Source organism: Microbulbifer sp., assembly GCF_051659245.1.
Taxonomy (GTDB): Bacteria; Pseudomonadota; Gammaproteobacteria; order Pseudomonadales; family Cellvibrionaceae; genus Microbulbifer.
Genome location: NZ_JBOFOC010000136.1, coordinates 1 through 15356 on the forward strand (window position 1 = coordinate 1; position 15356 = coordinate 15356).

11 protein-coding genes are annotated in these 15356 nt (G+C 61.2%); 6 read left to right on the forward strand and 5 right to left on the reverse strand.

Annotated features, from left to right (window positions below):
* Positions 1-121: 121 nt before the first annotated feature.
* From htpG to ACRC0P_RS13930, 3 genes are all read right to left on the reverse strand, one after another.
* Positions 122-2041, reverse strand: coding sequence for a molecular chaperone HtpG (gene htpG, locus ACRC0P_RS13920; RefSeq protein WP_438631906.1), 1920 nt, complete (start codon positions 2039-2041; stop codon positions 122-124).
* Positions 2042-2148: 107 nt separating this feature from the next.
* Positions 2149-3342: a serine hydrolase domain-containing protein gene (locus ACRC0P_RS13925; protein ID WP_438631907.1), complete on the reverse strand. Its 1194-nt coding sequence runs from the start codon at positions 3340-3342 to the stop codon at positions 2149-2151.
* A 269-nt stretch (positions 3343-3611) separates the two neighbouring features.
* Positions 3612-4214 carry a peroxiredoxin gene (locus tag ACRC0P_RS13930; RefSeq protein ID WP_438631908.1) on the reverse strand — a complete coding sequence of 201 codons (603 nt, stop codon included), beginning with the start codon at positions 4212-4214 and terminating at the stop codon, positions 3612-3614.
* 344 nt (positions 4215-4558) lie between these two features.
* Between ACRC0P_RS13930 and ACRC0P_RS13935 the strand changes: the two genes are divergently transcribed.
* The 3 genes from ACRC0P_RS13935 (at position 4559) to bfr (ending at position 7010) form a co-directional block, all read left to right on the forward strand.
* Positions 4559-4771 carry a bacterioferritin-associated ferredoxin gene (locus ACRC0P_RS13935; protein ID WP_183455956.1) on the forward strand — a complete coding sequence of 71 codons (213 nt, stop codon included), beginning with the start codon at positions 4559-4561 and terminating at the stop codon, positions 4769-4771.
* 154 nt (positions 4772-4925) lie between these two features.
* Positions 4926-6254, forward strand: a complete 1329-nt coding sequence (locus ACRC0P_RS13940; protein WP_438631909.1) for a DUF2254 domain-containing protein — start codon at positions 4926-4928, stop codon at positions 6252-6254.
* 279 nt (positions 6255-6533) lie between these two features.
* On the forward strand, positions 6534-7010 hold the full coding sequence (gene bfr, locus ACRC0P_RS13945) for a bacterioferritin (protein ID WP_438631910.1): 477 nt from the start codon (positions 6534-6536) through the stop codon (positions 7008-7010).
* 130 nt (positions 7011-7140) lie between these two features.
* On the opposite strand, the gene grxD is transcribed toward bfr, so the two are convergent.
* Entirely contained in the window at positions 7141-7473 is a 333-nt protein-coding gene (gene grxD / locus ACRC0P_RS13950) for a Grx4 family monothiol glutaredoxin (protein ID WP_438631911.1), read from the reverse strand.
* A gap of 109 nt (positions 7474-7582) precedes the next feature.
* Positions 7583-8944: an MBL fold metallo-hydrolase gene (locus ACRC0P_RS13955; RefSeq protein WP_438631912.1), complete on the reverse strand. Its 1362-nt coding sequence runs from the start codon at positions 8942-8944 to the stop codon at positions 7583-7585.
* A 307-nt stretch (positions 8945-9251) separates the two neighbouring features.
* Here ACRC0P_RS13955 and ACRC0P_RS13960 point away from each other — a divergent pair, with 307 nt between their 5' ends.
* The 3 genes from ACRC0P_RS13960 to ACRC0P_RS13970 all read left to right on the forward strand — a co-directional run bounded on the left by ACRC0P_RS13960 (position 9252) and on the right by ACRC0P_RS13970 (position 15019).
* The gene (locus ACRC0P_RS13960) at positions 9252-10436 is read left to right on the forward strand and encodes an aspartate aminotransferase family protein (protein ID WP_438631913.1); all 1185 of its coding nucleotides are present in this window, start codon (positions 9252-9254) and stop codon (positions 10434-10436) included.
* Between the two features lie 19 nt (positions 10437-10455).
* The gene (argF, locus tag ACRC0P_RS13965; RefSeq protein WP_438631914.1) at positions 10456-11367 is read left to right on the forward strand and encodes an ornithine carbamoyltransferase; all 912 of its coding nucleotides are present in this window, start codon (positions 10456-10458) and stop codon (positions 11365-11367) included.
* Positions 11368-12103: 736 nt separating this feature from the next.
* Complete coding sequence (locus ACRC0P_RS13970) at positions 12104-15019, forward strand: ribonucleoside-diphosphate reductase subunit alpha (RefSeq protein ID WP_438631915.1); 2916 nt, start codon at positions 12104-12106, stop codon at positions 15017-15019.
* Positions 15020-15356 lie beyond the last annotated feature (337 nt).

Here is a 15356-nt window from a genome sequence, read left to right on the forward strand (position 1 = left end):
AGGTCCGGGGCAACCGTTAAGTCCGATCGCGGCCATGGGCGGATGGCCGCCCCGCCGCTCCTATTTTTCCCTCTCCCCCAGCCCCTCTCCCGCAAGCGGGAGAGGGGCGTGAAGGAAAAGTCTAGGCGTTCAGCTCCAGCAGCAGCGTATTGAGCCGACGCACATAGTCCGCCGGATCGGCCAGCTGGTTGCCGGCGGCCAGGTTGGCCTGGTCCATGAGGATGTTGGTGAGATCCGCAAAGCGGTCTTCATCGGCCTCTTGATCCAGGCGCTGCACCAGAGGGTGGGAGGGGTTCAGCTCGAATATGGGCTTGGCCTCCGGTAGCGACTGGCCGGCCTGTTCGAGGATACGGCGCATCTGGGGGCCCATATCCTGTTCGCTCACCACCAGGCAGGCGGGGGAATCCACCAGGCGGGTGGTGGCGCGCACGTCCTCCACGCGGTTTTCCAACACGCCTTTGACCCGCTCCACCAGCGCGCCGGCGTCCTTCTCCACCTTTTCGCGCTCGGCCTTGTCCTCCTCGGTCTCGGCTTCGCCCAGGTCCAGTGCGCCCTTGGCCACGTCCTGGAACTGCTTGCCGTCGAATTCGTGCATATGGCCCACGAACCACTCGTCCACCTGATCGGTGAGCAGCAGCACTTCGATGCCTTTCTTGCGGAAGACTTCCAGGTAGGGGCTGGATTTTGCGGTGGCGAAGTTGTCGGCACACACATAGTAGATATGCTTCTGGCCGTCTTTCATCCGGCCCACGTAGTCTTCCAGGGACTGGTCCTGTTTGGGCTCGTCGGTGTGAGTGGTGGAAAAACGCAGCAGCTTGGACACCTTTTCCCGGTTGGCGAAGTCCTCCGCCGGCCCCTCTTTCATCACGTTGCCGAACAGCTCCCAGAATTTCTGATACTGGTCCGCATCCTTCTTTGCCAGTTTTTCCAGCATATCCAGCACACGCTTGGTGAGCGCGCTCTTGATGGCGTCGGTGTTGCGATCCTTCTGCAATATCTCGCGGGAGACGTTCAGCGGCAGGTCGTTGGAGTCCAGCACGCCTTTGACGAAGCGCAGGTAGAGCGGCAGGAACTGCTCGGCATCATCCATGATGAAAGTGCGCTGCACGTACAGCTTGAGACCGCGGGCGGCATCGCGCTGGTAGAGGTCGAAGGGCGCGCGGGCGGGGATGTACAGCAGACTGGTGTAATCCAGCTTGCCCTCCACCCGGTTGTGGCTCCAGGTGAGCGGCTCGTCGAAATCGTGGGAGATATGCTTGTAGAACTCCTTGTACTCCTCGGCTTTGATATCGCTGCGCGAGCGGGTCCACAGGGCCTGGGCGGCATTGATCGCCTCGTATTCCGGCGCCGTCTTCTTCTCTTCACCCTCTTCCTCACCTTCGGTCGCCGGTGCTTCTTTCAGCATCTCCACGGGGATGGCGATATGGTCGGAGTATTTTTTGATGATGGAGCGCAGGCGCCAGCCGTCGGCGAACTCTTTCGCCTCCTCTTTCAGATGCAGTACCACGCGGGTGCCGCGCTGCGGCCACTCGATGTTTTCCACACTGTACTCGGCCTCGCCACTGCACTCCCAGTGTACGCCCTGATCGGCCTCGAGGCCGGCGCGGCGAGTGAAGACGTCCACCTTGTCGGCGACGATAAATGCGGAATAGAAACCCACGCCGAACTGGCCGATCAGGTGCGCGTCCTTCTTCTGGTCGCCGGTGAGGTTTTGCAGGAAGCTGGCGGTGCCGGAGCGGGCGATAGTGCCCAGGTTCTCGATCACCTCGTCGCGGCTCATGCCGATGCCGTTGTCGGTGATGGTGATGGTGCCCCCCTCCCTGTCGAACTCGATGCGGATGCGCAGATCGGGGTCGTCCTGCAGCAGTTCCGGCTTGGACAGAGCCTCGAAACGCAGCTTGTCGGCGGCGTCGGAGGCGTTGGAAACCAGCTCGCGCAGGAATATCTCCTTGTTGGAGTAGAGCGAGTGGATCATCAGGTGCAGCAGTTGTTTGGCTTCTGTCTGGAAGCCGTGGCGTTCTTTTTGGGCCTCGACGGTCATGAAATAGGTCTCCCCGATCAGATGATTCAGAACGAGGAGGAATATTGGGACAGGGTTTCCGGTTTCAAGGGCAGCCGGACACTCGGAGGCGAACCCGGTGCCCGCCCCTATCGGGTCATGGCGGTGGAGAGGGCACCGTTGCCGGTGATATCGATCACGAAGTTGGCGGTCAAGTCGGCAATCACGCGGGATTCCGCATTCATCAGGATAGCGATGCCGATCTTCTGCTTCTCAGAGTAAGCCACCGCGGCACGGAAGCCGGCCACCCAGCCGCCGTGGTAGATAATGCGGTCATCGCCCATGGTATACAGGCGCCAGCCCAGGCCGTAGCCGGCGTGGGTGAGGTAGTCGCGCCAGATACGGTGGCGCATATGCCGCTGGGTCTCCACCCGCTCGGTGGTGATGTCCTGGATCACCTCCGGCGACAGCACCTTGGGGTAGTAGCCCATCTGCGCCTTCAGCCACTGCGCCATATCCGAGATGCTGGCATTGACCCCCGCCGCCGGCGCCGCCAGGTAGTACTCCTTTTTCACTGTCACCGGGCGCCAGCCGCGGCCGGTCTGCACATGGGGGGCGGCGCGGTTATTGGAGGCCATGAAACTCTCCCAGCCCAGAGAAGCATTTTTCATCTTCAATGGAGCGAAGAAGCGCTCTTTCAACTGGCGCTCGTAGGTGACCCCGGTGGCCTTGTAGATAACATCCTCGATCAGGCTGAACAGCACATTCTGGTAGCCGTAGCAGTTGCCCGGCTTGCAGCGCGGATCGATATTGGCGAACTGGGGCAGGATCTTGGAGAGCGGCTTGTTGTTTTCCAGGTAGTTGTCGTAGGCATTGGGGGTCAGCCCCGATGAGTGGCTGAGCAGGTGCTGCACCTGCAACTGGCGGGACAGCGCGGGGGTCTTGAAACTGAGCTCGGGCACATAGCGCACCACCCGGTCACCCCAGCTGAACTTTTTTTCGTGCTCCAGCACCGCGGCCATACTGCCGGCGAAGGTCTTGGACACCGAGGCCAGGCGGAACACCGTGTTGCGGTCCACCCGGGCACGCCTGCCCTTGACCCGCACGCCGTAGGTGTTCATGGCCACCACCCGGTCGCCGCCCACAATCACATAGGCGGCCCCGGGGATATCCTGCTTTTTCATCAATTGATGGAAATAGCGGTCGAAATCCCTGGCGCTGGCGTCCACATCGCCAGCAGCGCATACCGGCAGCCAGGCGCCGCAGAGGGCCATCAGCAGGCAACACAGCGCACTGCGCCGACGCCGAGGGAAAAAAGAGGACGATAAAGACAGAAATTTCATGCCGTACTTCGAGCCGCCGCGGCAGGGGGCAAAATCCAAAACCTGTGTTTAAGACTAGCAGCCTGCGGAAAAATTCTCTCCCATGGCCGACTGGCCGGACAAAGCCCGACATTGTAACTCAAGGAGCGCGTGCCGGGGGCATATCGGCGGAATGCCGACCGGAAACCAGCGGGGCGTATGGGTCACGGCGGAGCGACGCCTATGAAAAAGCCGCCCGCAGGCGGCTTTTCAGCATCAAATCAGCATCAAACGGGGATTTCCGTCGATGCTTACAGCTTCTCGGCGTGCTCGCTCAGGTAGGCAGCCACACCTGCCGGAGAGGCGCTCATGCCCTTGTCCCCTTCCTGCCAGCCGGCCGGGCAGACTTCGCCGTGCTCCTGGTGGAAAGTCAGCGCGTCGACCATGCGCAGCATCTCGTCGACGTTGCGGCCCAGCGGCAGGTCGTTGACCACCTGGTGGCGCACCACGCCCTCTTCGTCGATCAGGAAGGAGCCTCGGAAGGCCACACCGCCCTCGGACTCGACGTCATACGCCTGGCAGATCTCGTGCTTGGTGTCGGCCACCAGGGCGTATTTTACCGGGCCGATGCCGCCGTCGTTGACGGAAGTGTTGCGCCAGGCATTGTGGGAGAACTGGGAATCGATGGATACGCCGATTACCTCCACACCCCGCTTCTGGAACTCCGAATAGCGGTGATCAAAAGCGATCAGCTCGGACGGGCACACGAAAGTGAAGTCCAGCGGGTAGAAGAAAACTACCGCCTTCTTGCCTTTGATGACTTCGCTCAGGGTAAAGGTGTCGACGATCTCGCCGTTGCCCAGTACCGCTGCAGCGGTGAAATTCGGTGCTGGTTTGCCTACCAGTACAGCCATGAGAACCTCCTCATTCCGATGATGGGTTAGTAAATTGGAACGACAATGTGGTCAATTTATATGCAATCGCTATAAATTGAATCAGATTTGATAGTGGCCCGCTATGATACACAGGCACCTCTTTCAGTCCCATTAATTTTTTATATGGCTTCGATAGTAATGGGAATTGGAGGTGTTTGACCTTCCCCCCCATTCCGGTCACTCACCCCCCTGCCAACCGGGATAACCTTTGTCTAGAATAACAACTGAACAGACACAGAATCTTATTGACACTCATTCTCACTTGCAATACGATCTTCGCAGACTCAGTTTTAGAGCGAAATTTGCGCCAGGGCTCATCGACGATGTACGTATGTATCTGTAAAGGCATTACCGACCGCCAGATCAAGGAAGCGGTCTACGACGGCTCCACGTCCGTCAAGGCCCTGCGCCGCCAATTGGGCGTGTCCTCCCAGTGCGGCCGTTGCGCGGAACTGACCCAGGAAATCATCGACGAGACCATGAGCGGCGGCATGGTGGCCGCGGGCAACAACGGACTCTTCTATTCCGCCGGCTGACCTCACCCGGAGCCCTCCAGCCGCACCCTCCTTCAAAGCTCCCCTGCAGCTCACCGCAACACAGCCCCCACCGCCTGACGTAACTGCCCGCCTGTCCTATTTTTAGCGGAGCACTTTTCTTTAGCGGAGCACTTTCCCCGACTGCCGGCCGCCCATGAAACAGTATCTGCAGCATCTCGGCGAACACCTGCGCTCCAGCTTCTGGCTGGTGCCGACGGTGATGGTGGTCACCGCCATCGCCCTGTCCCAGGGGATGCAGCTGGCAGACCAGATCGCGGGGTCCGCCGGGCTGCCGGGAATAAGCTGGATGCGCCTGCAGGACCCGGACAGCGCCCGCTCGTTGCTGTCCATGATCGCCGGCTCCACCATCACCGTGACCGGCACCGTATTTTCCATCACCATCGTGGCCCTCACCCTGGCCTCCAACCAGTTCGGCCCGGGACTGGTGCGCAACTTTATGCGCGACCGCGGCACCCAATATACCCTCGGGATATTCCTCTCCACTTTTGTGTACGCACTGGTGACCATGCGCGGCATCGACGCCCAGACTGACTCCACCACCAACCTCGGCCTGGCGGTACACACCGCAGTGCTGCTGGCCCTGGTCAGCATCGCCTTCCTGATCTATTTCATCCACAACATGGCGCAGTCCATCCAGGTGGACAACGTCACCTTTCACATCAACCGCGAGTTCAGCGATGCCATCGACCGCCTCTACCCCAGTGCACACGACTACTTCGGCCAAGGTGCCGAGCGCTGCGACACCGATCGCCTGCCCCTGGGCAAAGACCGGCTCAGCGTCTTTAGTGCCAAGAGCGGCTATGTACAGACCATCGACCGCGAAAAACTGATCCGCTGGGCAAGCGAGCACGACTGCTGTGTCCGCCTGGAGTGCCACCCGGGCAGCTACCTCAATTCCTGGGCGCTGGTGGCAAGCGTATTCCAGCCGCCACGGCACCTGGACAGCGACACCATCAGCAAGAGTGTCGCCGGCGCCATCGGCACCGGTCACCAGCCCACCGCAGGGCAGGACATCGTCTTCTCCATTCACCAACTGGCACAGATTGCGGTGCGCGCCCTGTCCCCGGGTATCAACGATCCCTTTACTGCCTACACCTGTATCGATCGCCTGGTGGACGGTATCGGCAAGGTGCTGCAGAGACCGCAACTGCCCAACTGTTTTCACGATGACGGCGGTGAACTGCGCCTGGTAACCGTCGAGCTGGATTTCGCCGAATTGCTGCAAGCGGCTTTCGATGAAGTCCGCGAATACGGCCGCCAAAGCGGTGTAGTCATGCACCACTTGCTGAATACACTGCTCGACCTCGCGGATGTCTGCACCCGCTCGGAAGACAGGCACGCGCTGCGAAGGTATACCGACCGCCTGGAGGAAGACCTCGAAAAATTTATCGAAGACCGATTCGATCGGGAAATTATCCAAAAGAAAATCTCTGGAATCCGCCAGCGAATCAACCTTCCCTGAACACCATTGAACAGGTCTTTTTCATCCGCAGGAAACAATCTAAAAGGAAATCATTCTCGTTGTAATTTTCTGCCGAATTTCCCTTAATTTCCCTGTTTTTCCGCACGCAAACAAAAATCGCCTTTTTCTTGACTTGCCCCATCGGGAGACGCAAACTCCACCGGCATAGCGGCAGCGGCTCTACAATATGCAGGCAACAAAACAGCCGCGGCTTAACTTAACAAACAGGAATATCCTGAATATCCATTCAGTCTCGGCAGGGCCAGAGGAGCAAAAGCTATGAAAGGCGATCCCAAAGTTATCGAACATTTAAACAAAGTACTGGGCAACGAACTGGTGGCCATCAACCAGTACTTCCTGCATGCCCGCATGTACAAAAACTGGGGACTGAAAGAGCTGGCGGAAAAGGAATACCACGAATCCATCGATGAGATGAAACACGCCGATTGGCTGATTGAGCGGATTCTGTTTCTCGAGGGTATTCCCAATTTGCAGCACCTGGGTAAGCTGCTGATCGGGGAAGACACGGTGGAAATGCTCAACTGCGACCTGAAGCTGGAATCCAAGGCCATCCCCGACCTGCGCGACGCCATCGCTCACTGCGAATCGGTGCGCGATTACGGCAGCCGGGAACTACTGGAAAAAATCCTCGAATCCGAGGAGGAACATGTGGACTGGCTGGAGACCCAGCTGGACCTGGTCGACAAGGTGGGCATCCAGAACTATCTGCAGTCGCAGATGGAAACCGGGGAATAATCCCGCGCACAACCTACGGCGAGGGGACGAGCCAGTAAGCGCTTGATTGGAACAGGATATCCACAGTCATTCCCAAATAAAAAAGCCGCGGCAACCGCGGCTTTTTTGTTTGGGCAAAGAGAAAAAAAACCTATTCCCCGCCTTCGCTCTCGGCAGAGGCATCTTCCACCAGGGTCTTCAGCTCGCCGTTTTCGTACATCTCCATAATGATGTCACAGCCGCCGACCAGCTCGCCCTTGACCCACAGCTGCGGGAAAGTCGGCCAGTTGGCGTATTTCGGCAGCTCGGTGCGGATATCCGGATTGGACAGCACGTCCACATAGGCAAAACGCTTGCCGCAGGCCATCAGTGCCTGGGAGGCACGCATGGAAAAGCCGCACTGGGGTGCGTTGGGGCTGCCTTTCATATAGAGCAGGATCGCGTTGTCGGCTATCTGCTGCTTGATGTTCTCCAGTGTGTCCATAGGTATGACCAACCTCGATTAGAAAGTGTTTCGGCCCGGCGCCCGGCGCCCGTTCGCTGTTTTGAGGGGCGGGATTGTACCCCACCCAACCCACCGGTGCATCTCGCGACTAGTCCATCGGAAAGTCGCAGGCGCCCCAGGCCTTCATCCCCCCGAGCAGGTTGCGCACATCGGTGAACCCCAGGCGCAGCAAAATACTGACTGCAAGTCCTGCGCGATGCCCGACCCCGCAGGTCACCACCAGGGGCCGGTTCCTGTCGAGGCCTGTCTCAGAAAGGCGCTCCTCGAGATACCCGACGTATAGATGGACCGCGCCGGGAATATGCCCGCTGTCAAACTCGCCGTCCTCGCGCACATCGAGTACCTGCATTTCATCGAGCCGGTCGATCAGTTCACGGGGGGTGATCACGCGGTTGTGCCGGAACGGGTGCCCACTGTTGCGCCAGCTACCAAAACCGCCGGCCAGGGCCCCCTCGACCCGGTCGATGCCGATGCGGCTCAGGTACAGCGCGGCAGTTTCCATATCCTCGCCGCGGTCTCCCACCAAAAGTAGCTCTGTGGTTTCGTCGGCCAGCCAACCGCCAAAAACCGGCAAACCCTGCAACCAGATACTGTAGCTGTCGGCAATGTGGCCACCCGCAAAGGCTTCGGGCTCCCGCGTATCGAACACCTGCCGCCGCTTGCGCGCATCGGCAAACTCTTCCGGCCCGAAGAACCTGACCGCACCGAGAACCTCCGGTGGTTCCAGCCCGCCATGCAGGTTCACCTTTTCCATCAGGCGAAAGTACGGCGGCCGCGGCAGCCGCTCGCCGCCTTTCTTGCGGGCAAATGCATCCCGGTCCAGCGTGAACACGTCGTTGAGACGCCGCTCCTCACCGATGGTGGAAAACGGCTTTTCCGACATACCGCTGCCACACACGGACCCCGGCCCATGCGCGGGAAAAACCAACACGGTATCCCCCAACGCCTTCAGCCTGCCGTGCACGGAGTCATACAGTAATGCCGCATTCTCGACCGATTTATCGGCGTCCGGCAGATCACTGCGACCCGTATCGCCAAAAAACAGTGTGTCGCCGGTAAATACGCCCCAGGGGATATCGGCCCCCTTTTCATAGACTGCGTAACACATACTCTCAGGCGTGTGTCCGGGGGTATGAAGGGCGCAAATTTTCAGGCTCCCCAGCGTGAAGCTGTCACCATCCCCCAGGCGCAGGCCGCCATGGCCGAACAACTCGTGCTCGCCATTGACTACCCGGGCCCCCGTCAATCTCGCCAGGTAGGCCGATCCCATCACGAAATCCTCCTGGCGGTGGGTTTCGATTACATGGGTGATGCGGCAGCCGAATTCACGGGCTGCGGCCAGGTAATCGTCCACATCGCGGCGGGGATCCACCACCGCCGCGCAATTGCCGTCGGCAATCACATAAGCGTAGTGAGAAATGGCCGGGGTTTCGATACATTTGAATTTCATGATTTACTCGGCGCAATGGCGCGGAAGTGGTTTGGAATTCTCTGCCCATCGAATCAGGGAAAGCAGTGCTCTCAGAATAGTAAACACGGGGCTGGCGACGGTCCGCAGGGGCACCGGAAATGTCGCTGGAAAAAGATGGCCACACAGGGCCTTCAGCACCACACCAAGTGGCCGCGCCGCGTAGCGCGCCACCACAAGTATGTTAGTATTGCCGGCTTTCCCGGGGAAACTGCGGACGAATGGCGCCCATGCCGAACTTTCTGCGGCTCCTCCGGTTTTTCAGGCCCACCATAGAGGAGACAGCAAAGTGGCCATTCCCGCACTCATGCAGAACTACGGCACCAGAACCCTGACCCTGGTCAGGGGTGAAGGCAACTACGTGTGGGACGACGCCGGCCGACGCTACCTGGACGCCATTTCCGGAATCGCCGTGTGCGGCCTGGGCCACTGCCATCCGGCGGTCACCGAAGCGCTGCAGGACCAGGCGCAGACCCTGCTGCACGTCTCCAACCTCTACAATATCCCCGCGCAGGAGCAACTTGCGGAGAAGCTGGTGGCCCTGTCGGGCATGGACAATGTGTTCTTTTCCAACTCCGGCGCCGAGGCCAATGAGGCAGCGATCAAGCTGGCGCGCCGGCTCGGCAACGAGCGCGGCCTTGCGGTGCCGCGCATCGTGGTGATGGAGGGCGCCTTCCACGGCCGCACGCTCGCCACCCTCACCGCCACCGGCAACGAAAAGATCCAGCAGGGTTTCGCGCCGCTGCCGGAGGGGTTCCTGCGCGTGCCCTACAACGACGTCGCCGCAATCGAAAAGCTGGCCACCCAGCACAACGACATAGTCGCGGTGTTGGTGGAGCCGGTGCAGGGAGAAGGCGGTATCCGGGTGCCGGCACCGGACTACCTGAATAAATTGCGCGACCTGTGCGACAGGCAGGACTGGCTGCTGATGCTGGACGAAATCCAGAGCGCCAACGGCCGCAGCGGTAAACTGTTCGCCTACCAGCACAACGGCATACTGCCGGACGTGGTCACCACCGCCAAGGGCCTGGGCAACGGCGTGCCCATCGGCGCCTGCCTGGCGCGGGGCAAAGCGGCGCAGCTGTTTACCGCCGGCAGCCACGGCTCCACCTTTGGCGGCAATCCCCTGGCCTGCCGCGCCGGCCTGGCGGTGCTGGACACCCTGGAAGGGGAATGGCTGATCGAGCGCGCCGCAAAACTGGGGGAACAGCTGCTGCAACAGCTGCGCGAGCAGTTGGCCGGCTGTGCCGCGGTCCGCGAGATCCGCGGCCTGGGCCTGCTGATCGGCATCGAACTGGACCGCCCCTGTGCCGAACTGGTAGAACAGGCGCGCACCCGCGACCTGCTGATCAATGTCACCGCCGGCAACGTGGTGCGCCTGCTGCCACCGCTCACCCTGAGCGACGCCGAGTGCCGCCAGATCGGCGCCACCGTGAGCACACTGATCGAGAACTTTACCCGGCAAGCGGCCTGAATTTAGGAGGGAACGACTTATGGCCAGACACTTTCTCACCCTGCTGGACCTGTCCGGGGATGAGCTCAACGGCGTTATCGAGCGCGCCATCGAACTGAAAACCCTGCGTGCCCAAGGCATCGCCACCGAGCCCTTCCGCGACAAGGTACTGGGGATGATCTTCGAGAAATCCTCCACCCGCACCCGGGTGTCCTTCGAGGCGGGCATGGCACAGATGGGCGGCAGCGCCATCTTCCTCTCCCCCCGCGACACCCAGTTGGGCCGCGGCGAGCCCATCGAGGACAGCGCGCGGGTCATCTCGCGCATGGTGGATATGGTGATGATCCGCACCTTCGGTCACAACGTACTGGAGCGCTTCGCCCAATACAGCCGCGTACCGGTAATCAACGCCCTGTCCGACAGCTACCACCCCTGCCAACTGCTCGCGGACATCCAGACCTATGTGGAGCACCGCGGCAGCCCCCGGGGCAAGGTGGTGGCCTGGGTGGGCGACGGCAACAACATGTGCCACTCGTACATCAACGCCGCACGCCGGTGCGACTTCGAGCTGCGTATCGCCTGCCCCGAGGGTTACGAGCCGGACGAGGCCATAGTCGCCGCCGCCGGCGACAGGGTGAGCATTGTGCGCAAACCCGCAGACGCGGTGCGCGGCGCCGACTGGGTGGCCACCGACGTCTGGGCCTCCATGGGCCAGGAAACCGAGCAGCAGGAGCGCAAACGCGCCTTCCAGAGCTTCCTGGTCGACCACGAACTGATGAGTCACGCCAACAGCGGCGCCGTGTTCATGCACTGCCTGCCCGCCCACCGCGGCGAGGAAGTGAGCGGAGAGCTGCTGGAGGACGAGGGCATCTCCGTGGTCTGGGACGAGGCGGAGAACCGCTTGCACGCGCAGAAAGCGCTGATGGAGTTCCTGCAGGAGCACAGCGATTGACCCCCTGAGGGCCCATACCCCCGCCATACCGGCCTGGGCCGGTATGGCGGGTCAATAGGAGATCGCCGGTCGCGGTCGATTGCTGGCTAAACAGCGCGCAAATGATTAAATAGGCGCCGCAAAACCTACCGGCCGGGCACCATTTTGCTCAAAAACCAAACAATCTTGGACAGTTATTGCTAGGGTTAATTTAGCGCTCACTTACTATTAAAAAAAATTCTTAAAGCCCCTCCCGGATAAAAAACCGCTGTACAGATTTCAGCCACCCCCAGTAACGGCGGGCACTGGCACGAAAGTGGTCACTGACAATTGCAGGACTACCCACAAATTATCCACAGCAAACTACGGAGTTATTCGCCTTGAAATAGCCCCTCTACCGCATTATCTTGTTGGTCAGTCGAGACGCAACCCCAATATATTGGGGTGCGCCCCAGGTACAACCCCCCAGCCGACGGGGGCCGATCCGACCCGGCGCCGCCCATTGCGGTACACCAGTCAGACACAGCTTTCCCAAAAGCAAATCAGAGGTAACCAGGCGGAATGGACTATCCGCCGCAGGCACCCGGAGGCCCCCCCAAAAACGGAGGAGCGCCGACGGCAAAGCGGCCTGTTCCCACCCCGGGCCCGGAGGGCTCCGGAAGGAAAAACGAGGGACCCGTTACCGCCCCATCTCCCTTCGAGGGTGCTGTCCGATCGGACAGAAGCGGAAGAACAGTACATACACGCGGAGAAATTCATGCACACAGAGACAGGGCACTCTCAATCCGTGCCTACTGAAAAAACAACTACAACCAGGGAGCAGACCGGCGGCAACACCACCCTGGCCGCAACCGCACCGGGACAGATTCGCGTCATCAAGCGCAACGGTACCGTAGTGCCCTACGACGACAGCAAAATTTCCGTTGCGGTCACCAAGGCCTTCCTCGCCGTCGAGGGCGGTACCGCCGCAGCCTCCAGCCGCATTCACGAGCAGGTGGGCGACCTGGTGGCGCAGATCAGCGCCACCTTCCAGCGCCGCATGCCCTCCGGCGGCACCATCCATATCGAGGAGATCCAGGACCAGGTGGAACTGGCGCTGATGCGCTCCGGCGAGCACAGGATCGCCCGCGACTACGTGCTCTACCGCGAGGAACACGCCCGCCTGCGCGCGGAGAAGGACCAGCAAAAGAACCAACAGAAAACCGCACAACACTCCGCACAGGCTCACCCCAGTATCCGCGTCAAGATGGAAGACGGCACCCTGGTTCCGCTGGACATGGAGCGCCTGCGCACCGTGGTGAGCGAGGCCTGCGAGGGCCTGAAGGATGTGGATGGCGAGGCGATCCTCTCCGAAGCGCTGAAGAATCTCTACGACGGCGTCTCCGAAACCGATATCAACACCGCGCTGGTGATCACCGCGCGCACCATGGTCGAGCAGGAACCCAACTACACCTACGCCACCGCCTGCCTGCTGCTGGACAAGCTCCGCGCCGAGGCGCTGCGCTTCCTCGGCGTCGCCGAGCGCGCCACCCAGCACGAGATGGAAACCCTCTACGGCAAAGCCCTGGAAGCCTATGTGCAAAGGGGCATCGAACTGGAACTGCTGGACCCGGCGCTGGCCACCTTCGACCTGACGCAGCTGGGCGAGGCCCTGAAAGGCGAGCGCGATCACCAGTTCAGCTACCTGGGCCTGCAGACCCTGTACGACCGCTACTTCCTGCACTCGGACGAAATCCGTTTCGAGCTACCGCAGATCTTCTTTATGCGCGTCGCCATGGGTCTCGCCATCAATGAAGACGACCCCAACGGGCGCGCGATCGAGTTCTACAACCTGCTGAGCTCCTTCGACTACATGAGCTCCACGCCCACCCTGTTCAACGCCGGCACCCTGCGCCCGCAGCTGTCCTCCTGCTACCTCACCACGGTGCCGGACGACCTGGAGGGCATCTACGGCGCCATCCGCGACAACGCCATGCTGTCCAAGTGGGCCGGCGGCCTGGGCAACGACTGGACCCCGGTGCGCAGCCTCGGCGCCTACATCAAGGGCACCAACGGCAAATCCCAGGGCGTGGTACCGTTTTTGAAAGTGGCCAACGACACCGCGGTGGCGGTGAACCAGGGCGGCAAGCGCAAGGGCGCGGTCTGCGCCTACCTGGAGACCTGGCACCTGGATATCGAGGAGTTCCTCGAACTGCGCAAGAACACCGGCGACGACCGCCGCCGCACCCACGACATGAATACCGCCAACTGGGTGCCGGACCTGTTTATGAAGCGCGTCTTCGAAGACAAGGAGTGGACCCTCTTCTCCCCCAGCGACACCCCGGACCTGCACGACCTGTTCGGCACCGCCTTCGAGGAGCGCTACACCCACTACGAGCAACTGGTCGCCGAAGGCAAGCTGAAGCTGCACAAGAAAGTGCGCGCGGTGGACCTGTGGCGCAAGATGCTGGGCATGCTGTTCGAGACCGGCCACCCCTGGATCACCTTCAAAGACGCCTGCAACCTGCGCAGCCCGCAGCAGCACGTGGGCGTGGTGCACTCCTCCAACCTGTGCACCGAGATCACCCTGAACACCCGGGCCAATGACGAAATCGCCGTGTGCAACCTGGGTTCCGTGAACCTGGCCCAGCATATCGAAGACAATAAACTCGATCAGGAAAAACTGGCGCGCACCGTGAAGACCGCCGTGCGCATGCTGGATAACGTGATCGACATCAACTACTACTCCGTCGAAACCGCGCGCCAGTCCAACATGCGCCACCGCCCGGTGGGCCTGGGCCTGATGGGCTTCCAGGACGCGCTCTACAAGGCCGGCATCTCCTACGCCAGCGATGAAGCCGTAGCCTTCGCCGACACCACCATGGAGGCGATCAGCTACCAGGCCATCTCCGCCTCCAGCGACCTGGCCGCAGAGCGCGGCAAGTACCAGAGCTATGAAGGCTCCCTTTGGAGCAAGGGCATACTGCCGCTGGACTCCATTAAGGTCCTGGCGGAGCAGCGCGGCGAGCAGTTTATCGAACAGGACACCAGCGCCACCCAGGACTGGGATAACCTGCGCGCAAAAGTGAAAAAGCAGGGCATGCGCAACTCCAACGTGATGGCGATCGCCCCCACTGCCACCATCGCCAATATCACCGGAGTCTCCCAGTCCATCGAGCCCACATACCAGAATCTGTATGTGAAATCGAACCTGTCCGGCGAGTTCACCGTGGTCAACCCCTACCTGGTGCACGACCTGAAAGCCCTGGACCTGTGGGACAAGGTGATGGTCAACGACCTGAAATATTACGAGGGCTCGGTGCAGAAGATCGACCGCGTACCGGCGGAACTGAAAGCCAAGTACGCCACCGCCTTCGAAGTGGAGCCGCGCTGGATCGTCGATGCCGCCAGCCGCCGCCAGAAGTGGATCGACCAGGCCCAGTCACTGAACCTGTACATCGCCGGCGCCGACGGCAGAAAGCTGGATCTGACCTATCGCATGGCCTGGTACCGCGGTCTCAAAACCACTTATTACCTGCGCGCCCTGGCCGCCACCAGCACGGAAAAATCCACCGTCAGCACCGGCAACCTGAATGCGGTGAGCTCGGGAGCCAGCGCTCCAGCGGCCGCAGCACCGGCGGCAGTGCCCCAGGCCTGCTCCCTGGACGACCCGGACTGCGAGGCCTGCCAGTAACAGAAGCCGGAGGTCAGGGACCAGAAGACAGAACTCTCGGGGGAGAGCGTCGCGACCGCGCAAGCGCGGCCAAGACCACTCGCACCCGCCCGGCTCAAGCAGTGACAGAGCCGGAGCGGGCCGCGACCCGGGAGCGCCGGGCCCAGCCTGGCAAAACGGCGGCACAGCCGCCCCTGGGAACGCCGAGCTCCAGCTCGGCAAGCCGGCGAAAGCCGGCCCTGGGAACGCGGAGCTCCAGCTCCGCAAGCCGGCGAAAGCCGGCCCTGGGAACGCGGAGCTCCAGCTCCGCAAGCCGGCGAAAGCCGGCCCTGGGAACGCGGAGCTCCAGCTCCGCAAG